A 21,473-nucleotide genomic window follows, 5' to 3' on the forward strand; every position below is an offset into this window, starting at 1 on the left:
AGAAGGAAATGTACGTACTGGGAATCAGCAGGGTCCACGACTCGGCGGCCGCGCTCGTGCGCGACGGCGAGATCATCGCGTTCGCCGAAGAAGAACGCTTCACCCGGAAGAAGCACGACGGGGACTTCCCCGCGGAGGCGATCAAGTTCTGCCTGGAGCGCGGCGGGATCACCCTCGCCGACGTCGACCACGTCGCCTACTACTGGCAGCGCTGGCGCGAAGGCATCCACGCGGCGAAGGTGTTCGCGAAGTACTTCCCGGCGACGCTGGAGGTCTTCCGCAACCAGAACGGTGACGAGGGCGGCTCCTCGGCGGGAATGGTGGAGACGTTCAAGACCGGTGGCGGCAAAGGCGTCGACGACTACCACGTCGGCGGCGCGGTGCTCGCGCACATCAAGCGGTCCTTCACCCTCGAACGCGACGTGAAGGAGGCCGTGGGCTGGACCGGCCCGACGAAGTTCAAGACGCATCTGGTCGACCACCACAAGGCGCACGCCGCCAGCGGGTACTTCATCTCGCCGTGGGAAGAGTCGGCGGTGCTCACCTTCGACGGTATCGGCAGCGACGGCACCGCGACCTATCTCGGCCATGGCAAGGGAAACCGGATCATCGACATCCGGCGGATCAAGTTCCCGCACTCGCTGGGCGCGATGTACGCCGGCGTCACCGGCTACCTCGGCTTCTACCCCACCCGTGACGAAGGCAAGATCATGGGGCTGGCGCCGCTCGGCGACGCCACCTACGTCGACGCGTTCAAACAGCTGATCCACCTCGACGACGACGGCGGATACGAGCTCGATCTGAGCTTCTTCGGCCACCACCGCACCGGCAAGCACGTGATGTCGAAGAAGTTCACCGACCTGTTCGGCCCGGCGCGGCCCAAGACCAGGGTCACCGCGGAGAACCCGGTGCCGCAGCACTACTGCGACGTCGCCTACGCGTTGCAGGTCACCCTGGAGGAAGCCGGACTGCACATCGCGCGCTGGCTGCAGCGGGAAACCGGGTCGCGCCGGCTGTGCGTCGCGGGCGGTGTCGCGCTGAACAGCGTGATGAACGGGCGGATCCTGCTGGAGACCCCGTTCGAGGACTTCTTCGCCCAGCCCGCGGCCGCCGACGACGGCTGCGCACTCGGTTCGGCGCTGGAGGTGTCGGTCGGCAAGTACGGCAAGCCGCGTCCTCGTGACGGCTACACCTACACCGGCCCGGACTACACCGAGGCGGAGATGGAACTGGCGCTGCAGGACGCCGGGGTCCGCTACACCAAGGTCGACGACATCGCCGCGCACACGGCGAAGAAGATCTCCGAGGGCAAGATCATCGGCTGGGTGCAGGGCCGGATGGAATGCGGGCCGCGTGCGCTCGGCAACCGCTCGCTGGTGGCCGACCCGCGCGACCCCGATTCGAAGACGCGGATGAACGAGAAGGTCAAGCACCGCGAGGCCTTCCGGCCGTTCGCGCCGTCGTGCCTGGCGGAACGCGCGGGCGACTGGTTCGTCAGCGACTACCCGTCGCCGGTGATGCTGCTGGTGTTCGACGTCCTGCCGGACAAACGCGACGAGGTCCCGGCCATCACCCACGTCGACGGGACGGCCCGCGTGCAGACGGTGACCGAATCGGACAACCCGCTGTACTACCGGATGATCAGCGAGTTCGAGAAGATCACCGGGGTGCCGATGGTGGTCAACACCTCGTTCAACGACAACAACGAACCGATCGTCGCCAGCCCGGCCGACGCGGTGGCCTGCTACCTCAAGACCGACGTCGACGCGCTCGCCCTCGGGCCGTTCTGGGCAGAGAAGGACGACCTGTGACCGCGACACTGCCCGACACCGACGGCTGGATTCCCGCGCTCTACCGGCGGCGGAAATGGCTGTGGCTGGTGCCCGCCGTTCCGGCCGTGGTGACCACGCTGCTGATCATGGTGATCCTGCCGCCGGACCAGACGCTGGACAACGTCGTCGACTGGGCGTTCAAGCTGTGCCCGTTCGTGTTCGCGGTCGCCACGGTGGCGCTCTTCCCGCGCACCAAATGGGGTCCGGCGCTGATCGTGCTCGCGGTGTTCGTCTATATGTCCTATTTGGACACCGAGCTGATCATGCGGATCCAGGCGTTCGCCAGGAACGCCGCCACCGACGAGGACGCCTTCCAGCCGGTGTACCAGTTCGAACTGTTCATCGTGACGTTCATCGTCCTGTTCGGACTGATGGCGTACCGGCTGGGCGGCGGCCGGACGGCGAACGTGCTCAAGACCGGGATCGCGGCGATCCTCGTGGTCATCTCGGGCGCGAACGACCTGACGTTCTGGGCGCTCAACGACGTCTGGGCCGCCGGGACGAAACCGACCGAGCTGAAGTGGGCGTCGCACATGATCGTGTTCCTCGGCGGACCGCCGAGCGTTCCGGTCGCGGTGATGTTCATGCTGGTGCACCTGGTGCTGGCGGCGATCGTGGTGGCGCTGCCGGTGGGCCGGTGGGTGGACCGGGCACTGGGGCTCACGTGAGTCGGCGCGTGTCGGGCTCTATTGACGGGTAAGACATACGTGGCGCGCCGGAGTTGGACTCGCCAAAGAGACCCGACACGTTCATATCTGGCCATAAAGGACACTTTTCCCGGTGAAAGTGCCCGATTTAGGCGATTTGCATGGCTTCGCAAAGCGGTCGTGAGTGACAAGGAGGGTCAGAACGCTACTTGCCACTCACGACCCTCATCGAAACCGCACATCTAGTCAACAAACAGACATTCTACCGCCGACATGTGTCCCTTGTGGACGCTCAAGACACAGCCAACTCCTGCCGGCCAGTCCAGAACCACACCACGAAGACCGCCTCTCCCACTTTTCGGCAAAGGGCCCTTCACCGCAGGGACTCGACCACGACACATTGCCCCCACCTCTCAATAACTCGTAAGTCAAAGGTGGCGTGTCGCAACAGGCCTGCCCCACCGCTCAGGTGAGCCGGCGCACCAGACCGTCCGCCAGCAACCGCCCCCGGTCGGTCAGCACCGCGCGTCCCTGACCGTCCAAAGCGGACTGGTCCAGCAGTCCTTCGGTGGCGGCGGCGCGGGCTTCGGCCCGGCCGTCGTCGTCGAGCGCGTCGAGCGGCAGCCCTTCGGACAGCCGGAGTTCCAGCATCACGCGTTCCAGATGCCGGTCCTCGCCGGTCAGCAGTTCGCGGCCCGCGGCAGGCGATTCCCCGTCCGCGAGGGACGCGGCGTAGCGGGCCGGGTGCTTGACGTTCCACCACCGGACGCCGCCGACGTGGCTGTGCGCGCCTGGCCCGGCGCCCCACCAGTCGCCGCCGCGCCAGTAGCCGATGTTGTGCCGGCAGCGGGCTTCCTCCGAGGTCGCCCAGTTGGACACCTCGTACCAGCGCAGCCCCGCCGAGGCGAGGACGCGGTCGATCATCTCGTAGTCGGCCGCCAGCACGTCGTCGTCCGGCGCGGGCAGTTCGCCGCGGCGGATGCGGCGGGCGAGCGCGGTGCCCTCTTCGACGATCAGGGCGTACGCCGAGACGTGGTCGACACCGGCGGCCAGGACCGCGTCCAGGGAAGCCTGGAGATCTTCGGTCCGCTCCCCCGGCGTGCCGTAGATGACGTCGAGGTTGACGTGCTCGAACCCCGCGGCGCGGGCCTCTTCGGCGGCCGCGACCGGACGGCCCGCGGTGTGCACCCGGTCGAGGATCTTCAGCACGTGCTGCGCGGCCGATTGCATCCCGAGCGAGATCCGGTTGTACCCGGCGTCACGGATACCCGCGAAGAACTCGGGCGAGGTGGACTCGGGATTGGACTCCGTCGTCACCTCGGCGTCCGGCGCGAGCCCGAAGGTGTCCCGGACGGCGTCGAGAACGCTTCTGAGCCCGTCGGCGCCGAGCAGGGACGGGGTACCGCCGCCGACGAAGACGGTGTCGACCGCGGGCGGCTTCCCCAGCACGCGCGCGGCCAGGTCGAACTCGCGCTTGAGGCCTTCGAGCCAGGACTGCGGCGACGAACCGCTGTCCAGCTCACCGGCGGTGTAGGTGTTGAAGTCGCAATAGCCGCAGCGGGTCGCGCAGAAGGGGACGTGCACGTAGACACCGAACGGTCGTGTGCCGAGCCCTTCCAGCGCGCTCTCGGGGAGCGCGGACTCGACGGGCGTGGTGGTTTCGGGCAGCAACGCGGGCACACCCCAGTGTCCCCCACGCCGTGAAGGCCTCCTTCCCGGGGGAAAGAGGCCTTCACTCCGACGCGCTATCTGTCGGCGATGCGCACCTTGACCGACGTGGAGCGGGTGCCGTCGTCGAACCGCACCCAGACGAGGGTCTCCATGCTCAGCGAGTAGTCGTTGACCACGTGGTCCACCGACCAGTCGCCGTGGTCGTCCGCGACGACGTCGCGGCTCATGGCGACCTCGACCAGCACCGTATGGGCCAGATGTCCCCGGACGTTCGGCGAGCAGCCGACCGCCTCGAACCGGTACGAATCACCCTTGTGCAGCACCGCCCCTTCGTCAGGCGAGATCAGCCTGCACCCCTGCTGAGCCCCGGAAGCGGTACCCGGGATCAGCAGGGACGCCAGCACCATCGCGGCGACCACCCATCGGCGCATGCGCAACTCCTCCGTCCTCTGTGGATCGGAGACCGAAGCTAGCGGCGACAGCGGCCTCGCGCGGCCTCACTCACCCGAAGCGGTACTAGGCCAACCCGTTCGCGGCCAGCCATTCCGGCGACGGCGGGATCGCCTCGATGATGTCGATCAGAAAGCCGTTGAGGTCCTCGATGTAGAAGTGCCGCTGGCCGAACTCCTCGTCCACGAGCTCGGTGACGATCTTGACCCCCTCTTCGCGCAGCCGCTCGTATTCGGCCGCCGCGTCGTCGACCATGAAACCGACCATGGAGCCGGCCGCTTCCTGCGCCCGCCACGGCTCCGGCGTGGCCTTGTGACCGCGCTTGGCGAAGCTCATTTCGTAGCCGGGGACCCCGACGTTGAGGCTGGAGAACCAGTCGAGCTCGATCGTCACCGTCAATTGCATGTGCCGCTTCCACCAGGCGGTGGTCTCGGCGATGTCGTCGACGAGCACACAGGCACCGAAACCGCTGAGTTGCATCTGGTGTTTCCTCCCAGTTCTAAACCACTTGACCCGTAGTACTATAAACATAGTGGTTTGACTGAGGCAAGGAGAATGTCCCGATGCGACAGAACCCGGAACGCAGGACCGCGCTGACCGACGCCGCCATCACCGTCCTCGCCCGCGAGGGCGCGCGCGGGCTCACCTACCGCGCCGTGGACGTCGAAGCGGACGTCCCGCCGGGAACGACGTCGAACTACTTCCGCAACCGGGATCAACTGCTCGGCGAGGTCGGCGTCCGCGTGCACGAGCGGCTGTCGGCACCGGCGGACGTGATGGCGAACCCGCAGGCCGAGTCGCCGTCCCACGACCGGGTCGGCGTCCTACTGGGCGAGCTCATGGGCCGCCTGACCGCTCACCGCGAGCCCTATCTCGCCCTGCTCGAACTCCGCCTCGAAGCCACCCGGCGCCCGGATCTCTCGGCCGCGCTGACCAAGACCATCCGCGAAGGCATCGACATGAGCGTCGACTGGCACGTCGCGGCAGGCATGCCGGGCGGGCGCGCCGAAGTACTGCTGATGTACCTCGCGCTGACCGGGCTCACCGTGGAACGGCTCACCCTGCCGGAGGTGCTCGCGGACGTCGCCGACGAGGACGTCATCCGGATCATCGTGGACCGCGTCCTGCCGTCGTGAGGAGCGCGCGTTCTGCGTCACAATGCCCGTCGGCGAACCCGGACTTGACCTTCGTGTCAGGCCTTTGACCAGCAAAAACAGCCGGATCCGGACGGGGTTCCCAGTATTCGGACCGGCCTGGACCACATAGTGGGCGCGTGGCACGCTGAATCAATGACCCGCGCCGGAATCACCCTCGTGGCACGCCGCCACGTGGATCTCCGTCGTGTGGCGAGCGCGCTCTGTGCGACGAACCGCTGACTCCCCGCCACCACCACGATCTGCCGGAGGACTCCCATGTCGTCGCCCACGCGCGAGACCCCTGCCCGCACGCCCCGGGTGAAACAGAAACGGGGCGAGGGGCAGTGGGCCCTGGGGTATCGCGAACCCCTGAACCCCAATGAGCGGTCCAAGAAGGACGACAACCCGCTCAACGTCCGTGCGCGGATCGAGAACATCTACGCCCGCGGCGGCTTCGATTCGATCGACCCGGGTGACCTCCGCGGCCGGTTTCGCTGGTTCGGTCTCTATACCCAGCGCAAGCCGGGGATCGACGGCGGCCGCACCGCGACGCTGGAACCCGAAGAGCTCGACGACCGCTACTTCATGCTGCGGGTGCGGCTCGACGGCGGCGCGCTGACCACCGACCAGCTCGCCGTGCTCGGCGAGATCTCGCAGACCCACGCGCGCGACACCGCCGACATCACCGACCGGCAGAACATCCAGTACCACTGGATCCAGATCGAAGACGTCCCGACGATCTGGGCGAAGCTCGAAAAGGCCGGGATGACCACGCTGGAGGCGTGCGGCGACAGCCCGCGCGTCATCCTCGGCTCCCCCGTCGCGGGCATCGCCGCCGACGAGATCATCGACGGCACCCCGGCGATCGACGAGATCAAACGCCGCTACATCGGCGACCCGCGCTACTCGAACCTGCCGCGCAAGTTCAAGACCGCGGTCTCCGGGCAGCAGGACGTCGCGCACGAAATCAACGACGTCGCCTTCGTCGGCGTGAACCACCCCGAGCACGGCCCCGGCTTCGACGTCTGGGTCGGTGGCGGGCTGTCCACCAACCCGATGATCGGGCAGCGGCTGGGCGCCTGGGTGTCCCTCGACGAGGTCCCCGACGTGTGGGAAGGCGTGATCAGCGTCTTCCGCGACTACGGCTACCGGCGGCTCCGCGCCCGCGCCCGGATCAAGTTCCTGGTGAAGGACTGGGGCGCCGCGAAGTTCCGCCAGGTTCTGGAAGACGAGTACCTCAAGCGCAAGCTGACCGACGGCCCGGCACCCGAGGTGCCCGCCGCCCAGATCGACCACGTCGGCGTGCACCCGCAGATCGACGGGAAGTTCTATGTCGGTGCCGCGCCGGTCGCGGGCCGCGTGTCCGGCGCGATCCTGCTGGCCGTCGCGAAGGCCGCCGAGCGGGCCGGGTCGAATCGTGTCCGCTTGACCCCGCACCAGAAGCTCGTGGTCCTCGACGTCCCCGAGGCCGAGGTGAACGGGCTGAAGAGCGAACTGGCCGATCTCGGCTTGGAGACCGAGCCTTCGCCGTGGCGCCGCGGGATCATGGCCTGCACCGGCCTGGAATTCTGCAAACTCGCGATCGTCGAGACCAAGGCCCGCGCGATCGAACTGGTCACCGAACTGGAAAAGCGTCTCGCCGACATCCAGGCAGAGATCGAGAACCCGGTGACCGTGCACCTCAACGGCTGCCCCAACTCGTGCGCCCGCGTCCAGACCGCCGACATCGGACTCAAGGGCCAGATCGTCACCGACGAGGACGGCAAGCAGGTCGAGGGTTTCCAGGTGCACCTCGGCGGCGGGCTCGGCCTGGACGCCGGGTTCGGCCGGAAACTGCGCGGGCACAAAGTGACCGCGTCGGAGCTGACCGCGTACGTCGAACGGGTCGTGCGGGCGTACATCGCCGGACGCGAACCCGGCGAGCGGTTCGCCCAGTGGGTCCTGCGGGCCGACGAGAGCGTCTTGCAGTGACCGAGCGCGCGACTCCGTACCACTGCCCTTTCTGTGGCGATGAAGACCTGCGGCCGGAAGAGGGCGGCTCGTGGCTGTGCTCGGGCTGCCGCCGGGTCTTCACCGTGAAGTTCCTCGGACTGTCCTTTCCGGAGGTGTCGCAAGGATGACCGCCACTGCCGACTACAAGACGCTCGCCGAACGGGCTTCGAAGGAGCTCGCGGAGGCGACCGCGACCGAAGCCCTGCGCTGGACCGCGGAGACCTTCGGTGACGACTTCATCGTCGCCTCCAACATGCAGGACGCCGTCCTCATCGATCTGGCCACCCAGGTCAAACCCGACGTCGACGTGCTGTTCCTGCAGACCGGCTACCACTTCCCGGAGACCATCGGCACCCGTGACGCGGTGCAGGCGGTGTACCCGGGCGTGCGGATAGTCAACGCAGAGGCCGAACAGAGCGTCGCCGAACAGGACGCCGAGTACGGCCCGAAGCTGCACGAGCGCGACCCGAACCAGTGCTGTCACCTGCGCAAGGTCGTGCCGCTGCGGAACACGCTCGCGAAGTACTCGGCGTGGGTGACCGGCGTCCGCCGCGTCGACGCGCCGACCCGCGCGAACACCCCCATCGTCACCTGGGACGACCGCAACGGGCTGGTGAAGATCAACCCGATCGCGCCGTGGTCCGACGACGAGTTCAGGGACTACATCGACGAGCACGGGATTCTCGAGAACCCGTTGGTGTCCATCGGTTATCTGTCGATCGGCTGCGCGCCGTGCACCGCCAAGGTCGCCCCGGGCCAGGACCCGCGCAGCGGCCGCTGGGCCGGGCAGGGCAAGACCGAATGCGGCCTCCACGGGTGAGAAGGGACGAAATGACCACGCTCGAACCGGCCACAGATGCGGCGCAGGACAACCTCGCCGCACTGGAATCCGAGGCCATCCACATCTTCCGCGAGGTGGCGGGTGAGTTCGACCGGCCGGTGATCCTGTTCTCCGGCGGCAAGGACTCGACGCTCCTGCTGCACCTGGCGATCAAGGCGTTCTGGCCCGCTCCGGTGCCGTTCCCGTTGCTGCACGTGGACACCGGGCACAACTTCGACGAGGTCATCGACTTCCGCGACCGCGTCGTCGAGCGGCACGGGCTGCGGCTGGTGGTGGCGAAGGTCCAGGACTGGATCGACGACGGCAGGCTCGAAGAGCGCGCCGACGGGATGCGCAACCCGCTGCAGACCACGCCGCTGCTCGACACGATCGCCGAGAACAAGTTCGACGCGGTCTTCGGCGGCGGGCGCCGCGACGAGGAGCGCGCTCGCGCCAAGGAGCGGATCTTCAGTCTGCGCAACGCTTTCGGCCAGTGGGAGCCGCGACGGCAGCGCCCCGAACTGTGGAACCTCTACAACGGCCGTCACCGTCCAGGCGAGCAGGTCCGCGTCTTCCCGCTGTCCAACTGGACCGAGGCGGACGTCTGGAACTATATCGCGCGGGAGAAGGTCGAGCTGCCGTCGATCTACTACGCGCACCGGCGCGAGGTCTATCAGCGCGACGGCATGTGGCTGGCCGAAGGCCCATGGGGCGGGCCGCGGCCGGACGAGGTCGTCAAGGAACTGACCGTGCGCTACCGGACCGTCGGCGACGGTTCGTGCACGGGCGCCATCGAATCGACCGCCGCCACGGTGGACGAGGTCATCGCCGAGGTTTCGGCCTCCCGGCTCACCGAGCGCGGCGCCACCCGCGCCGACGACCGGATGTCGGAGGCGGCGATGGAAGACCGCAAGCGGGAAGGGTACTTCTGATGTCCAGCCTCCTCAGGCTCGCGACCGCGGGCAGCGTGGACGACGGGAAGTCGACCCTGGTCGGGCGGCTCCTGTACGACACCAAATCCGTCCTCGCCGACCAGCTGGACGCGGTCACCCGCGCCAGTGTCGACAAAGGACTGTCCACTCCGGACCTCTCCCTGCTCGTGGACGGCCTGCGCTCGGAACGCGAGCAGGGCATCACGATCGACGTGGCGTACCGGTACTTCGCGACGCCCAGGCGCAGTTTCGTGCTCGCGGACACGCCCGGCCACGTGCAGTACACGCGGAACACGGTGACCGGGGCATCGACCGCGCAGCTCGCCGTGCTGCTGGTCGACGCGCGCAAGGGCGTCATCGAGCAGACCCGCCGTCACGCCGCCGTACTCGCCCTGCTCGGCGTCCCGAACCTGGTGCTGGCGGTCAACAAGATCGACCTCGTCGGCTACGACGAAGCGACGTTCACCGTGATCGCCGAGGAGTTCGCCGAGCACGCCGCGTCCCTGGGCTACGAACGGGGCTCCGTGCTCGCGGTGCCGGTTTCGGCGCTGGTGGGCGACAACGTGGCGGAGAAGTCGGCGAAGACCCCGTGGTACTCCGGCCCGACCCTGCTGGAGCACCTGGAAACCGTGCCGGTGGCGCCGGATCCGCACGATTCGGCGTTCCGCTTCCCGGTGCAGTACGTGATCCGGCCGCGCACTGCCGACCACCCCGACTACCGCGGGTACGCGGGGCAGATCGCGGCGGGCACAGTCCGGCCCGGTGACGAGATCGTCGTGCTTCCGCAGGGAATCCGCAGCCGGGTGGAGGGCATCGACACCGCCGACGGGCCGCTCGCCGAAGCCGGCGCCGGTACCTCGGTGACCCTGTTGCTCACCGACGATGTCGACATCTCGCGAGGCGACCTGATCGCCGCCGCCGACCGGCAGCCGACGGTGACCGACGAGATCACCGCGACGTTGTGCTGGCTCTCGGCCAAGGCGCTGAAACCGGGCGCGCGGGTGCTGGTGAAGCACGGGACGCGGACGGTGCAGGCCCTCGTCGGCGAGCTCCACGCACGGTTCGACGAGCAGACCTTGTCCAGTGTGGACGACCCGGGCACGTTGGAACTCAACGACATCGGCCGGGTCACGCTCCGGCTGGCGGAGGAGATCGGCGTCGACGACTACGGCGTCAGCCCGCGGACGGGCGCTTTCCTGGTCATCGACCCGAAGGACGGCGATACACTGGCGGCCGGACTCGTCGGCGAAAGGTTCGCATGACCCCACCCCTGCTCGCCGTCGCCCACGGCAGCCGCGACACGCGGTCCGCCGCGACCATCCGCGCCCTGCTCGACGTCTCCCGTGGGCTGGCGCCGGGCCTCGATATCCGCGAGTCCTTTTTGGATCTTTCGGAGCCGTTGCTCACCGACGCCCTGCGCGGCCTCTACGCCGAGGGACATCGCGAGGTCGTCGTGGTGCCCCTGCTGCTCGGCGTCGCGTACCACGCCCGGGTCGACCTGCCCGCGCTCGTCGCCGAGGTGACCGCGGACTGCCCGGGCCTCGACGTGCGGGTTTCCGGGGTGCTGGGGATCGATCCGCTCATCGAGACGGTCGCGCTGGACCGGCTCACCGAGGCGGGTGCCGAGCTCGACGACCCCGGGCTGGGTGTCCTGCTGGCGGGCGTCGGCTCGTCGAACGTCGCGGCGAACGACGCGGTCGCCGGGATCACCACCCGCTGGCACCTGCGCCGCGGATTGCTCGCGACGCCCGCCTTCGCCAGCGCCGCGCAGCCGGACGTGCCCGCCGCCATCGCACGGCTGCGCCTCAACGGCGCACAGCGGCTCGCGGTCGCGGGCTGGTTCCTCGCGCCAGGGCTGCTGCCGGACCGGATCGCGCGACTGGCCCGCGAAGCCGATCCGTCGGTGATCGTCGCCGGGCCGCTGGGGCCGGATCCGCGGATCGCCGGGCTCGTCCTGGACCGCTACGACGTCGCCGCCTCCCGGCTCGCCGCCTGATCATTCATCGGCACAGTAGAGCGGCGCGTCCCGTTCGGGCGCTTGATACCGATTTTCGGTGGGTTCCGTTCCCAGTTCCGTGACACCCCGCGTATGGGAACGGAGATTTCTTGACGAGTTACTTAACTTGCCGGTAACTCTCTAAACGCTGCGCAGCTCCCTCTCTCCCCCTCGAACCCCCAGGTAGGTGGAACATGAAGGCTGCCATCCGTGCCCTGGTCTGCGCCTCGGCCGTGCTCGTCCCGCTCGTCGGGCTCGCCGCACCGGCTTCCGCGGCGACCACCGTCGTCTTCGACTGCGAGGCGAAGCCGCCGCTCGTCGGCAACAAGTACCTCAAGCTGAACCAGGACGCCGACGTCACCGCTCCGGCCACGGTCGCCCCCGGCGCCGCGCTCGACGTCGTCATCGATCCGGCGCCGAACACGGTCCCGGCCGAAGTCAGCGGCTACCAGGTCAAGAACATCAAGGACTTCTCACTGAAGATCCCGATCCCGGCGAACTCGACCTGGGTGGGCGCCGACCTCGCCGGCGGCTCCGGCATCGGCTCGACCCCGCCGAAGATCACCGTCTCCGGCAGCGTCGCGACGCTGAGCTTCCCCGGCCCGATCGCGGGCGGCTCGACGTTCGAACTGCCGACCGTGACCGCGCACCTCACCGCGGGCTCGTCCGGCACCATCGAGACGAAACTGGGCGGGACCAGCTACAGCGACCCGGGCCTGACGTTCACCGCCGTGGTCAGCGCCGGTTTCGACGTCTCCGCCCCGACCGCCTGTTTCCCGAACCCGAGCCCGACCTTCACCACGACGACGATCGGCTGACCAGTGCCTGCGCCACCGTCGGTGGAGATGGTGGCGCAGGCCACTGCCCGGCCTGTCTTCGCCCATGCGAAGGTGGGGCATGGCTGACGAACTGGTGCACTACGACGTGGTGGGCGGCACCGCCACGATCACCTTGGACTCCCCGCACAACCGCAACGCGCTCTCTGCCCAGCTGCGGCGTGAACTGAGCGAATCGCTGGACAAGGCACGGGCGGACGACGCGGTGCGGGTCATCGTGCTCACCCACACCGGTCCGGTGTTCTGCGCGGGAATGGATCTCAAGGAGGCCCGCGGCGCCGGTGCGGGCGCCCAGGGCGTCAACGAGTTCCCGAAGATCCTCGAGCAGCTGTGGACCAGCCCCAAACCTGTCGTGGCCAAGCTGGCGGGCCCCGCGCGGGCGGGCGGTATCGGCATGGTGGCCGCGACCGACATCGCCGTGGCCGTTCACGAAGCGACCTTCGCCTTTTCCGAGGTGCGGATCGGCGTCGTGCCCGCCGTCATCTCGCTCACCGTGCTGCCGCGGCTCAACGCCCGCGCCGCGCACGAGCTCTTCTTGACCGGTGACACCTTCGACGCGAAACGCGCCGTCGAGATCGGCCTGTTGAACTCCGCCGTCCCCGCCGACGAACTCGACGGCGAGGTCGCCCGCTACGTCAAGGCACTCGCCCTCGGCGGACCGAAGGCGCTCGCGGCCACGAAGGAACTGCTCAGCAAGCCTCGCCCGGCGACACCGTCCGAAGGCTTCGAGGCCATGAACAAGCTTTCCGCCGGCTTCTTCGCGAGCGAAGAAGGCCAGGAGGGCATCACGGCCTTCGCGCAGAAGCGCAAGCCGAACTGGGTCCCGGAGGCCTAATCCGGCAAGACGACAGTGAGGCGCCGGGAGTCCTTCCGGTCACCGGAGGGCCCCAGCGCCCGCTGCGCGTCGGAAAGCACGCTGCGGACGGCCAGGTATGCCTTGGGATCGCGCTCCCTGAGGCCCGAGGAACCGGACCAGATCAGCACGTGCTCGCCGACCGGGAGCCACGACAGGTCGGTGAGGCAGTCGTAGAGCGCGTCGAGATTCTTCCCGAAGTAATCAGGGAACGACAGCGCCTCCGCGATCGCGTCGAGCGTCGTGTCCTTGTCGACCGTCCGCGCGCCGTCGATCAGATGCGGATACGCACCGCGGGCGAACGCCTTGTCCGCCGCTTCCTTGCCCGCGCTCATCGACTGGGATCCACTACGACGAAGGATTTGTAGTGGTCGTCGGTGTAGTACAGCTCCTTGCCGCTACCGGTCACCAGTCGCCTGGCCCCGCGATCGGGGCTGCCCGGCGTCTTGACCGTGTACTCCCGGTAGTAGCCGGACCCCTTGGCGGGCAGGACCTTCTCCCGGTTCTGGAAGGTGACATCGTCGTTGCGCGGGTACGGGTACGGCCCACCCGCCTGGATGAGCTTCCAGGTGTCGGACGCCTGCGGGGGAAGTCCGGTGAGCGGTTTGACCGGGAGACCCGACTCCGCGCCCGCGACCTTGCCCTTCGCCTGGCTCGCCGCGGCGTCGCCCGAAGGCGCGGCCGAAGCGGACGAACTCGCCGGAGCGCTCTTCGTGTCGTCACCACTGATGCCGTCCTTGACGAACCAGCCTGCGAGCACCAGCACGATCAGGCCGATCAGGGCGGCGGTGATCCGCCTACGGTTGAACATGGTGTGCCAGCTTAGGACGGCCGGTCGGGGTCGTTCGCATCGCGGGCCGTGCCGAAGAGCCGGGCGACCTTTCCGAACACCGAGTCGAGCACCCAGGCCGCGACCAGGCACAGCGGCACGACGACCGCCATGACCAGTACGAACTGCACGGGAAACGGGGCCTGCGCGAGCCACAGCTCGACGCCGTCCCACCAGTCTGCGAGCCCGTTGAACACGATGTGAGCCTACGCTCGCACCCACTGCCACCGCCGGTCAGGCCATGTAGGTTGCTGACATGTTCGCCGTCTACGCATCCGAACCCAACGCCGAAAAGCCGCTGGACTCGCTGGTGATCGGCGAGCGACCCGAGCCCGACGTGCCCGAAGGCTGGGTGCGGGTCAACGTCAAGGCCGCCAGCCTCAACATGCACGACCTGTGGACGTTGCGCGGCGTCGGCATCAAACCCGAGCAATTCCCGATGATCCTGGGTTGCGACGGCGCGGGCACCCTCGACGACGGCACCGAGGTCGTCGTCCACTCGGTGATCAACGCCCCGGGCTGGCAGGGCGACGACACTCTCGACCCGAAGCGCACCTTGCTCACCGAGAAGTACCAAGGCACCTTCGCCGAGCAGGTCGTGGTTCCGGCGCGCAACGTCGTGCCGAAGCCGTCGAACCTGACCTTCGCGGAAGCCGCGACCATGGGCACGGCGTGGCTGACCGCGTACCGGATGCTGTTCGTGAAGTCCGGGCTGCGACCGGGGCAGACGATGCTCGTGCAAGGCGCCTCCGGCGGCGTCTCGACCGCCCTCGTCCAACTCGGGCGCGCGGCCGGGTTCCGGGTCTGGGTGACCGGGCGTAGCGAGGAAAAGCGTGCGCTGGCCGAGAATCTGGGCGCACATCAGACCTTTGAGTCCGGCGCGCGACTGCCGGAGCGGGTCGACGCCGTCTTCGAAACCGTCGGGAAGGCGACCTGGTCGCATTCGGTGAAGTCGCTCAAACCGGGCGGGATCATCGTCGTTTCCGGCTCGACCAGCGGACCGGATGCTCACGCGGAGTTGCAGCGCGTGTTCTTTCTGCAACTGCGTATCGCGGGTTCGACCATGGGGACCAGGGACGAACTGAACGATCTTCTCGCCTACCTGGAACTCACGGGGGTGCGTCCGCGGATCGGCGCCGAACTGCCGTTCGCGGAGGCCGAAACCGGGTTTAAGAACATGCTCGACGGGGAAACTTCCGGCAAGGTGGTCTTCACGCAGTCGTCGGAGGGGTGAGTCCTCCCCCGCGCCACGATGAAACGCGCACACAGGCGCACGCCCGCGCGTTCCGCGCAGGTCAAACAGTCATTTCACAGTCTTGTCAAGTGTCAAGAACGTTATGACTCGGGGAGCTTTTCACGACCAAAGTTCGACCAAAATCCGACCTCTCGCGGTTAGCCTTGAAGGATGACCGCATCGCAGCGGCCCGAACCGGCGGACCCGGGGGGCCGGACCACCACCGACGCCGACCCCATCCGCGTCTCGTTCCGGCGCTACGCCGGTGTCCGCACCAGAGTGCTCGAAGTCGGGCCGCAGCCGGTGGAGTCCACCGACCGCGCCCCACGGCGGGTGCTCGGTAAGCGGGCCACCGCGCGCGGGCAGGTCAAACCGACGGCGCCGAGGCTGGTGCTGCTGCACGGCTATTGCGACAGCGCCGACACCTGGCGCCCGGTTCTGGAGCTGCTCGCGGCCGCCGGTGTTCCGGCGGTCGCGGTCGATCTGCCCGGATTCGGTGACGCTCAGCCACTGCGGCCGGGCCCGATGCTCCCGCAGTTGGACGCGTTCACCGCGGCCGTGGTCAAGGAGCAGGCGGTACTCGGCACGGTGGTGCTCGCCGGCAACTCGCTCGGCGGCACGATGAGCCTCCGGGCCGCCGAGAACCACCGCCTGCCGGTCGCGGGCGTGGTCTCGATCGCCGCACCCGGTTTCGTGGACAGCTGGCTCATCCGCACCGTGGCCCGATACCCGCTGCCGCTACGGATGTACTCGGCCCTGCCGCTGCCGATCCCCGGTTTCCTCGTGCGCGCCGTCGCCGAGCAGGTCGTCCCCCGGCTGCTGTACGCCGACTCCTCCGTCGCGGACGCCGCTCAGGTCCGCCGGTTCACCTCGCTGTTCCCGGACTACCGGTCCACCACCACCCGGCTCGAACAGGCGAGGCAACTCGTCGAAGAGCTGACGAACGCGTACCGGCTCGAGGAGATCCGGGTCCCGCTCCTGGTGGTCGTCTGCGGCAAGGACAAGCTGGTCAGCGCAGCCTCCGGGCGCCAGCTGCACGCGCTGGTCCCGCACAGCAGGCTGATGGTGCGCGGGGACTGGGGCCACTGCCCCCAGCTGGACGACCCCGTCGAGATCTCCGAGCTGCTGACCTACTTCTCCGCCGGCGCGTCCAGGCCGTCGAAGATCGCCGCTCGCGTGGCCGCCGAAGTGAGCGAGGACACTGTCGCCGGATAGGTGCGATGTCCCGACTCCCGCTACGGTGCCTTTCGGACTGTGACCCAGTCCGAAAGGCACAACCTGTTGGGAGACGACGATGTCCGCACCGCGCAGCCTGGGCTCGGGATCCGGGATTTTCCGCCGTAAACCGATCGATCAGATCCAAGAACTCAGCGGGGGCGGAGGGCTCCAACGCACGCTCGGCCTGCGACAGCTCACCGCGATCGGCGTCGGCGGCATCATCGGTGCGGGGATCTTCTCCCTGGCCGGCGCGGTCGCGAACAAGACGGCCGGACCCGCCGTGCTCATCTCGTTCCTCATCGCGGGTATCGCCAGCGCCGCGGCCGCGTTCTCCTACGCCGAGTTCGCCGGGCTGATCCCCCGCGCCGGGTCGGCCTACACCTACGGCTACACCGTGCTGGGTGAGATCGTCGGCTGGTTCATCGGCTGGGACCTGCTGCTGGAGTACACCGCGATCGTGGCGGTGGTCGCGATCGGCATCTCCGGCTACTTCAACGAACTGCTGGGCTACCTCAACATCGAGCTCCCGACATGGATGTTGGGCGCTCCGGGCACCGAAAAGGCAGGCGTCGAACCGGGGTCCTACAAGATCAACCTGTTCGCCGTGCTGCTGTGCCTGCTGATCGCCTTCATCCTCAACCAGGGCATGAAGAACGCGGCCCGGTTCGAAACGCTGCTGGTCTACCTGAAGGTCGGCCTGGTCCTGCTGGTCATCGTCGTCGGCGTCTTCCACATCAACACCGACAACTATTCGAACTTCTTCCCGTTCGGCCTCAGCGGCGCGTTCACCGGCGCGGCGACCGTGTTCTTCGCCGTCTTCGGTTACGACGCAATGTCCACCGCGGCCGAGGAGTCGACCGACTCCCAGAAGCACATGCCGAAGGCGATCATCTACTCGCTCGCCATCTCGATGGTGCTCTACGTGCTGGCCTGCCTGGTCCTGACCGGGATGGTCAACTACAAGGACATCGACAGCGAGGCCGCCTTCTCCAGCGCCTTCGCCGGCCTGGGCATGAAGTGGCTCGGCCTGATCATCGCCGTCGGCGCGATCATCGGCATCACCACGGTGCTGTTCACCTTCCTCATGGGCGCCAGCCGGGTCGGCTACTCGATGAGCCGCGACGGCCTGCTGCCCAAGTGGTTCAGCAAGACCCACCCGGTGCGCAAGGTGCCGAGCCGGATGACCTGGGTGCTCGGCATCGCGTCGGCGGTCATCGCCGGGCTGCTGCCCATCGGTGAGGCCGCGGAGCTGACGAACATCGGCATCCTGCTCGCGTTCGTCGTCGTCTGCATCGCGGTGATCGTGCTGCGCTACAAGCAGCCCGACCTGCCCCGCACGTTCAAGACGCCGGGTATGCCCATCGTGCCGATCATCGGCGTCGTCTTCTCGATCTGGCTGATCACGTTCCTGAACCCGGAGACCTGGCTGCGGTTCGCGGCCTGGTTCGGCGTCGGCCTGATCATCTACTTCGCCTACAGCCGCCGTCACTCCGCGATGAACGCGGACAACGGCGACGCGAAGCAGGTCAGCGGAGACGACTCAAACGCGTAGCGGCTTCGCGGGCTTCGGTCTGGAGGCGTTCGACGATCGACGCCGCCGGGCCGGAGCCCGCGAGTTCGTAGGTCTGCCCCGCGTAGAGGGACATGATCTCGGGGTCGCCCGCCTTGCCCGCCGCCGCACGGATCGGCTTGGTCAGGTTGTTGACCTCCGGATACGCCGACGGCGCCGTCGCCGAGAAATCCGCGACCGCGCGGTTGACCAGCGACCGGGCGGGACGACCGCTGAACGCCCTGGTGAACGCCGTCGGCCTTCCGCCGTCCGCGAGCGCCTGCCGGTGCGCGGACTGCGTCCCGGCCTCGTCCGCCCGCAGGAAAGCGGTGCCCAGCTGTGCCGCGACGGCCCCCGCCGCCAGCACCGCCGCGATATCGGCGCCGTGCACGAGGCCGCCCGTCGCGACGAGCGGCAAAGCCGTCCGCGCCGAGACCAGGCGAAGCAGGCTGAGGACGCCATACTGCGCGCCGCCACCTTCAGCTCCGGGCTCGTCAGCGAAGATCCCTCGATGCGCTCCTGCCTCGAATCCCTGGACCACGAGCGCGTCCGCGCCGACGGCCACGGCCTGCTCGGCTTCCGCCGGGCCGGTGACGGTGACAGCGACCCTGCTCCCGTTGGCGTGCAAGCGTTCGACGTCCTCGAGCGAAGGTGTGCCGAAGGTGAACGAAACGACCGGCACCTTCCGCTCCAGGACGACGTCGAGCTTCGCGGCATAGGCGTCGTCGTCCCAGCGCGGCTCGCCGGGCTCGACACCGTGGCGTTCGGCCTCGGCTCGCCAACGCTCGATATGCGCGCCGAGATCCGCCTCCGCGGCGCCGCCCGGGACGAAGAGGTTCACGCCGAACGGCTCGCCGGTCAGCGCGGCCGTCTTCGCGATCCGGTCCGAGAGGGCGTCGGCGCTCAGATAGCCCCCGGCCAGGAAGCCGAATCCCCCCGCCGCGGTCACCGCGGCCACGAGCTCGGGAGTGGTCGGCCCGCCCGCCATCGGGGCCACGATCACGGGAAAACGCAGATCTTCGAACACGTTTCCGACGATAGACCGCTCGTGGCGACACGGAATGTGACGTTCGAGTCACTCCGAGATTCGCTCTTGATGGTCTAGACCTTTGACGCCGAAGATGCGACGATCGGACCCGCGCGTGACGCGCGTCACGCCCCCTGTCCCCTGGAGGCACCCGGTGAAGACCTTGAAAGCGCGGCTGGGCCGCGCCTTCGTCGGGGTGGCGCTGCTCGCCGGCGCCACCACCGCAGCCGCCCCCGTCGCCGACGCGGCCACTCCGCCACTGCAGGCGATCGTCCCGGTCCCGGTCTCGGTCCGTGCGGTCACCGGCTCCGACCACACCTTGACCACGAACACCAAGATCTACACCCAGGCCGGTTCGGCACAGGCCAAGGCCGTCGGCGACTACCTCGCCGGAATCTTCCGTGCCTCCACCGGCTTCCCCTTGCCCGTCTCCGACGCACCGTCGGGCACCCCGGCCGACGGAATCTCACTCCTGCTGTCCGGCGCCGACTCTCGCGTCGGCGACCAGGGCTACCAGCTCAACTCGACATCCGCTTCGGTCGTCCTGCGCGCGACGACCGCGCAAGGTCTCTTCGGCGGTGTACAGACGCTTCGGCAGTTGCTGCCAGGCAAGATCGAAAGCCCCACGGTCCAGCAGGGTCCGTGGACGATCCCGGGTGCCGACATCCTGGACTACCCGCGGTTCGGCTACCGAGGCGCGATGCTCGACGTCGCCCGGCACTTCCATCCGGTCGCCACGGTCAAGCGGTACATCGACCAGCTGGCGCAGTACAAGATCAACAACCTGCACCTGCACCTCGCCGACGACCAGGGCTGGCGCATCCAGATCGACAGCTGGCCGCGGCTGACCACCTACGGCGGCAGCACCCAGGTCGGCGGGGGCGCCGGCGGCTACTACACCAAGGCGCAGTACACGGAGATCGTGAACTACGCGGCCTCGCGGTTCATCACGGTCATCCCGGAGATCGACATGCCCGGGCACACCAACGCCGCCCTGGCCTCGTACGCCGAGCTGAACTGCAACAACACCGCTCCCCCGCTGCGCACCGACACCGCCGTCGGCTACAGCTCGCTCTGCATCTCGAAGGAGATCACCTACACCTTCGTCAACGACGTCATCCGCGAGGTCGCCGCGCTGACGCCCGGGCCGTATTTCCACCTCGGCGGCGACGAGGCCCAGGCCACCAGCGACGCGGACTACCGCACGTTCATGAACCGGGTGCTGCCGATGGTGGCCACCGCGGGCAAGCAGGTCGTCGGCTGGCACGAGATCGGCAAGGCCACCCTGCCCGCCACGGCGACTCCGCAGTTCTGGGGCACGACGACGTCCAGCACGGAGGTCACGAACGCCGTCGCCCGCGGCAGCAAGGTGATCCTGTCGCCGGCGAACAAGGCCTACCTGGACATGAAGTACAACTCCAGTACCCCGATCGGGCTCTCGTGGGCCGGCTACATCGAGGTCCAGGACGCCTACAACTGGAATCCGGGCGCCTACCTCTCCGGCGTGCCCGAATCCGCCGTTCGCGGCGTCGAATCGCCGCTGTGGACCGAAACCGTGGTCACCCCGGCGAACATCGACTACCTCGCCTTCCCCCGGCTCCCCGCGCACGCCGAACTCGGCTGGTCGCCGTGGTCGACCCACGATTGGAACACCTTCCGAGTACGCCTCGGCGCTCAAGCCCCGCGATGGCAGGCCCAGGGCCTCGACTACTACAAGTCGAGCCAAGTGCCTTGGGAAACCGGATCCGGGAACCCGGGCACCTGCTCGCTCCCCGCCTGGGACCGCGCTTCGGTCTACACCGGAGGAGCGACCGTCTCCCACAACGGGCACAAGTGGACGGCGCAGTGGTGGACGCAAGGCGAGGAACCCGGCGCAGGCGGCCAATGGGGTGTCTGGCGCGACAACGGCACCTGCTGATCCTTCCGATGGTCCGCTCGGCCCTCTTCCCCTGGCCGGGCGGGCTACGGTGGCCCCATGGCCGCAGACCTCGAACTCGTCCGCGCCCTTTCCTTGCGCGAAAACGGACTCGCGACCGTCTCGACGGTCCGCGCGGACGGCACCGTCCACTCCTCGGTGGTCAACGCCGGCGTCTTCGAAGACCCGGTCACCAAGGCACCGGGGGTCGCCTTCGCGGCGATGGGCGGGGTAAAGAAACTCGACCTGTTCCGCCAGGCCGGCCACGCCACGGTCACCTTCCGGCGCGGCTGGGAGTGGGCGGCGGTCCAGGGAAGCACGCACCTGATCGGACCGGACGACCCGGACCCGGACTTCGACCCGGCAGGTCTCCCCCGGTTGCTGCGCGAGGTCTTCATCGCGGCGACGGGGACCCACGACGACTGGCACGAGTACGACCGCGTGATGGCCGCCGAACGCCGGGTCGCCGTCTTCGTCACGGCGAACCGCATCAGCGGGAATCGCTGACGCGAAAAGGCCGCTCGGATCGCGATCAG

General features: G+C 68.3%; 24 protein-coding genes. 17 read left to right on the forward strand and 7 right to left on the reverse strand.

The window, feature by feature from the left end; genetic code table 11:
• The first annotated feature begins 8 nt into the window (after positions 1-8).
• On the forward strand, positions 9-1,811 hold the full coding sequence (locus LCL61_RS03365; protein ID WP_340685460.1) for a carbamoyltransferase family protein: 1,803 nt from the start codon (positions 9-11) through the stop codon (positions 1,809-1,811).
• Positions 1,808-2,500 carry a hypothetical protein gene (locus tag LCL61_RS03370; protein ID WP_340685461.1) on the forward strand — a complete coding sequence of 231 codons (693 nt, stop codon included), beginning with the start codon at positions 1,808-1,810 and terminating at the stop codon, positions 2,498-2,500. The genes LCL61_RS03365 and LCL61_RS03370 overlap by 4 nt, the downstream gene beginning before the upstream one ends.
• Before the next feature lie 444 nt (positions 2,501-2,944).
• Here the strand turns inward: LCL61_RS03370 and hemW are convergent, their stop codons facing one another.
• From hemW to LCL61_RS03385, 3 genes are all read right to left on the reverse strand, one after another.
• Positions 2,945-4,159 (reverse strand): radical SAM family heme chaperone HemW, encoded by a 1,215-nt coding sequence (gene hemW, locus LCL61_RS03375; protein ID WP_340685462.1) that lies wholly within the window; start codon positions 4,157-4,159, stop codon positions 2,945-2,947.
• A gap of 65 nt (positions 4,160-4,224) precedes the next feature.
• Positions 4,225-4,581 carry a hypothetical protein gene (locus LCL61_RS03380; RefSeq protein WP_340685463.1) on the reverse strand — a complete coding sequence of 119 codons (357 nt, stop codon included), beginning with the start codon at positions 4,579-4,581 and terminating at the stop codon, positions 4,225-4,227.
• 85 nt (positions 4,582-4,666) lie between these two features.
• Entirely contained in the window at positions 4,667-5,080 is a 414-nt protein-coding gene (locus tag LCL61_RS03385) for a VOC family protein (protein WP_340685464.1), read from the reverse strand.
• 83 nt (positions 5,081-5,163) lie between these two features.
• On the opposite strand from LCL61_RS03385, the gene LCL61_RS03390 reads away from it, so the two are divergent.
• From LCL61_RS03390 to LCL61_RS03430, 10 genes are all read left to right on the forward strand, one after another.
• Positions 5,164-5,736, forward strand: a complete 573-nt coding sequence (locus tag LCL61_RS03390; protein ID WP_340685465.1) for a TetR/AcrR family transcriptional regulator — start codon at positions 5,164-5,166, stop codon at positions 5,734-5,736.
• Between the two features lie 153 nt (positions 5,737-5,889).
• Positions 5,890-5,976: a putative leader peptide gene (locus LCL61_RS42550; RefSeq protein WP_360907593.1), complete on the forward strand. Its 87-nt coding sequence runs from the start codon at positions 5,890-5,892 to the stop codon at positions 5,974-5,976.
• Between the two features lie 36 nt (positions 5,977-6,012).
• Positions 6,013-7,707 (forward strand): nitrite/sulfite reductase, encoded by a 1,695-nt coding sequence (locus LCL61_RS03395; protein ID WP_340685466.1) that lies wholly within the window; start codon positions 6,013-6,015, stop codon positions 7,705-7,707.
• Positions 7,704-7,856 (forward strand): hypothetical protein, encoded by a 153-nt coding sequence (locus LCL61_RS03400; protein ID WP_007034818.1) that lies wholly within the window; start codon positions 7,704-7,706, stop codon positions 7,854-7,856. The genes LCL61_RS03395 and LCL61_RS03400 overlap by 4 nt, the downstream gene beginning before the upstream one ends.
• Entirely contained in the window at positions 7,853-8,548 is a 696-nt protein-coding gene (locus LCL61_RS03405) for a phosphoadenylyl-sulfate reductase (RefSeq protein ID WP_192745816.1), read from the forward strand. Before LCL61_RS03400 ends, LCL61_RS03405 begins: the two co-directional genes overlap by 4 nt.
• 11 nt (positions 8,549-8,559) lie before the next feature.
• A complete protein-coding gene (gene cysD / locus LCL61_RS03410) occupies positions 8,560-9,480 on the forward strand; it encodes a sulfate adenylyltransferase subunit CysD (RefSeq protein WP_340685467.1) in 921 nt (306 codons plus the stop codon).
• Positions 9,480-10,742 (forward strand): sulfate adenylyltransferase subunit 1, encoded by a 1,263-nt coding sequence (locus tag LCL61_RS03415; RefSeq protein ID WP_340685468.1) that lies wholly within the window; start codon positions 9,480-9,482, stop codon positions 10,740-10,742. The genes cysD and LCL61_RS03415 overlap by 1 nt, the downstream gene beginning before the upstream one ends.
• Positions 10,739-11,476: a sirohydrochlorin chelatase gene (locus tag LCL61_RS03420; protein WP_340685469.1), complete on the forward strand. Its 738-nt coding sequence runs from the start codon at positions 10,739-10,741 to the stop codon at positions 11,474-11,476. The genes LCL61_RS03415 and LCL61_RS03420 overlap by 4 nt, the downstream gene beginning before the upstream one ends.
• A gap of 194 nt (positions 11,477-11,670) precedes the next feature.
• Positions 11,671-12,294, forward strand: coding sequence for a cyclase (locus LCL61_RS03425; protein WP_340685470.1), 624 nt, complete (start codon positions 11,671-11,673; stop codon positions 12,292-12,294).
• A 79-nt stretch (positions 12,295-12,373) separates the two neighbouring features.
• On the forward strand, positions 12,374-13,147 hold the full coding sequence (locus tag LCL61_RS03430; protein ID WP_340685471.1) for an enoyl-CoA hydratase-related protein: 774 nt from the start codon (positions 12,374-12,376) through the stop codon (positions 13,145-13,147).
• Here the strand turns inward: LCL61_RS03430 and LCL61_RS03435 are convergent.
• Genes LCL61_RS03435 through LCL61_RS03445 form a run of 3 tightly spaced genes read right to left on the reverse strand, consistent with a single transcriptional unit; the run spans position 13,144 to position 14,191 of the window.
• A complete protein-coding gene (locus LCL61_RS03435; RefSeq protein ID WP_340685472.1) occupies positions 13,144-13,500 on the reverse strand; it encodes a barstar family protein in 357 nt (118 codons plus the stop codon). The genes LCL61_RS03430 and LCL61_RS03435 overlap by 4 nt on opposite strands.
• Complete coding sequence (locus LCL61_RS03440) at positions 13,497-13,976, reverse strand: ribonuclease domain-containing protein (RefSeq protein WP_340685473.1); 480 nt, start codon at positions 13,974-13,976, stop codon at positions 13,497-13,499. Before LCL61_RS03440 ends, LCL61_RS03435 begins: the two co-directional genes overlap by 4 nt.
• An 11-nt stretch (positions 13,977-13,987) precedes the next feature.
• Entirely contained in the window at positions 13,988-14,191 is a 204-nt protein-coding gene (locus LCL61_RS03445) for a hypothetical protein (RefSeq protein WP_340685474.1), read from the reverse strand.
• A gap of 59 nt (positions 14,192-14,250) precedes the next feature.
• Here LCL61_RS03445 and LCL61_RS03450 point away from each other — a divergent pair, with 59 nt between their 5' ends.
• From LCL61_RS03450 to LCL61_RS03460, 3 genes are all read left to right on the forward strand, one after another.
• Complete coding sequence (locus LCL61_RS03450; protein WP_340685475.1) at positions 14,251-15,228, forward strand: zinc-binding dehydrogenase; 978 nt, start codon at positions 14,251-14,253, stop codon at positions 15,226-15,228.
• A 171-nt stretch (positions 15,229-15,399) separates the two neighbouring features.
• Entirely contained in the window at positions 15,400-16,443 is a 1,044-nt protein-coding gene (locus LCL61_RS03455; RefSeq protein WP_340685476.1) for an alpha/beta hydrolase, read from the forward strand.
• Positions 16,444-16,522: 79 nt separating this feature from the next.
• Positions 16,523-17,998: an amino acid permease gene (locus tag LCL61_RS03460; protein ID WP_340685477.1), complete on the forward strand. Its 1,476-nt coding sequence runs from the start codon at positions 16,523-16,525 to the stop codon at positions 17,996-17,998.
• On the opposite strand, the gene LCL61_RS03465 is transcribed toward LCL61_RS03460, so the two are convergent.
• Positions 17,973-19,022 (reverse strand): nitronate monooxygenase, encoded by a 1,050-nt coding sequence (locus tag LCL61_RS03465; protein ID WP_340685478.1) that lies wholly within the window; start codon positions 19,020-19,022, stop codon positions 17,973-17,975. The genes LCL61_RS03460 and LCL61_RS03465 overlap by 26 nt on opposite strands.
• A 154-nt stretch (positions 19,023-19,176) precedes the next feature.
• On the opposite strand from LCL61_RS03465, the gene LCL61_RS03470 reads away from it, so the two are divergent.
• Positions 19,177-20,940: a family 20 glycosylhydrolase gene (locus tag LCL61_RS03470; protein WP_340685479.1), complete on the forward strand. Its 1,764-nt coding sequence runs from the start codon at positions 19,177-19,179 to the stop codon at positions 20,938-20,940.
• A 57-nt stretch (positions 20,941-20,997) separates the two neighbouring features.
• Positions 20,998-21,444, forward strand: a complete 447-nt coding sequence (locus LCL61_RS03475) for a pyridoxamine 5'-phosphate oxidase (protein WP_340685480.1) — start codon at positions 20,998-21,000, stop codon at positions 21,442-21,444.
• Positions 21,445-21,473: the final 29 nt, after the last annotated feature.

Origin of the sequence: Amycolatopsis coloradensis (genome assembly GCF_037997115.1) — a bacterium.
GTDB lineage: Bacteria > Actinomycetota > Actinomycetes > Mycobacteriales > Pseudonocardiaceae > Amycolatopsis > Amycolatopsis coloradensis_A.

What these genes read in the sequence shown, in the direction of transcription:
- LCL61_RS03365 (WP_340685460.1), top strand. Translation starts at nt 9, where the DNA reads ATGTACGTACTGGGAATCAGCAGGGTCCACGACTCGGCGGCCGCGCTC.
- LCL61_RS03380 (WP_340685463.1), bottom strand. Translation starts at nt 4,581, where the DNA reads ATGCGCCGATGGGTGGTCGCCGCGATGGTGCTGGCGTCCCTGCTGATC.
- LCL61_RS03385 (WP_340685464.1), bottom strand. Translation starts at nt 5,080, where the DNA reads ATGCAACTCAGCGGTTTCGGTGCCTGTGTGCTCGTCGACGACATCGCC.
- LCL61_RS03390 (WP_340685465.1), top strand. Translation starts at nt 5,164, where the DNA reads ATGCGACAGAACCCGGAACGCAGGACCGCGCTGACCGACGCCGCCATC.
- LCL61_RS42550 (WP_360907593.1), top strand. Translation starts at nt 5,890, where the DNA reads ATGACCCGCGCCGGAATCACCCTCGTGGCACGCCGCCACGTGGATCTC.
- LCL61_RS03395 (WP_340685466.1), top strand. Translation starts at nt 6,013, where the DNA reads ATGTCGTCGCCCACGCGCGAGACCCCTGCCCGCACGCCCCGGGTGAAA.
- LCL61_RS03405 (WP_192745816.1), top strand. Translation starts at nt 7,853, where the DNA reads ATGACCGCCACTGCCGACTACAAGACGCTCGCCGAACGGGCTTCGAAG.
- cysD (WP_340685467.1), top strand. Translation starts at nt 8,560, where the DNA reads ATGACCACGCTCGAACCGGCCACAGATGCGGCGCAGGACAACCTCGCC.
- LCL61_RS03415 (WP_340685468.1), top strand. Translation starts at nt 9,480, where the DNA reads ATGTCCAGCCTCCTCAGGCTCGCGACCGCGGGCAGCGTGGACGACGGG.
- LCL61_RS03420 (WP_340685469.1), top strand. Translation starts at nt 10,739, where the DNA reads ATGACCCCACCCCTGCTCGCCGTCGCCCACGGCAGCCGCGACACGCGG.
- LCL61_RS03425 (WP_340685470.1), top strand. Translation starts at nt 11,671, where the DNA reads ATGAAGGCTGCCATCCGTGCCCTGGTCTGCGCCTCGGCCGTGCTCGTC.
- LCL61_RS03430 (WP_340685471.1), top strand. Translation starts at nt 12,374, where the DNA reads ATGGCTGACGAACTGGTGCACTACGACGTGGTGGGCGGCACCGCCACG.
- LCL61_RS03435 (WP_340685472.1), bottom strand. Translation starts at nt 13,500, where the DNA reads ATGAGCGCGGGCAAGGAAGCGGCGGACAAGGCGTTCGCCCGCGGTGCG.
- LCL61_RS03440 (WP_340685473.1), bottom strand. Translation starts at nt 13,976, where the DNA reads ATGTTCAACCGTAGGCGGATCACCGCCGCCCTGATCGGCCTGATCGTG.
- LCL61_RS03450 (WP_340685475.1), top strand. Translation starts at nt 14,251, where the DNA reads ATGTTCGCCGTCTACGCATCCGAACCCAACGCCGAAAAGCCGCTGGAC.
- LCL61_RS03455 (WP_340685476.1), top strand. Translation starts at nt 15,400, where the DNA reads ATGACCGCATCGCAGCGGCCCGAACCGGCGGACCCGGGGGGCCGGACC.
- LCL61_RS03460 (WP_340685477.1), top strand. Translation starts at nt 16,523, where the DNA reads ATGTCCGCACCGCGCAGCCTGGGCTCGGGATCCGGGATTTTCCGCCGT.
- LCL61_RS03475 (WP_340685480.1), top strand. Translation starts at nt 20,998, where the DNA reads ATGGCCGCAGACCTCGAACTCGTCCGCGCCCTTTCCTTGCGCGAAAAC.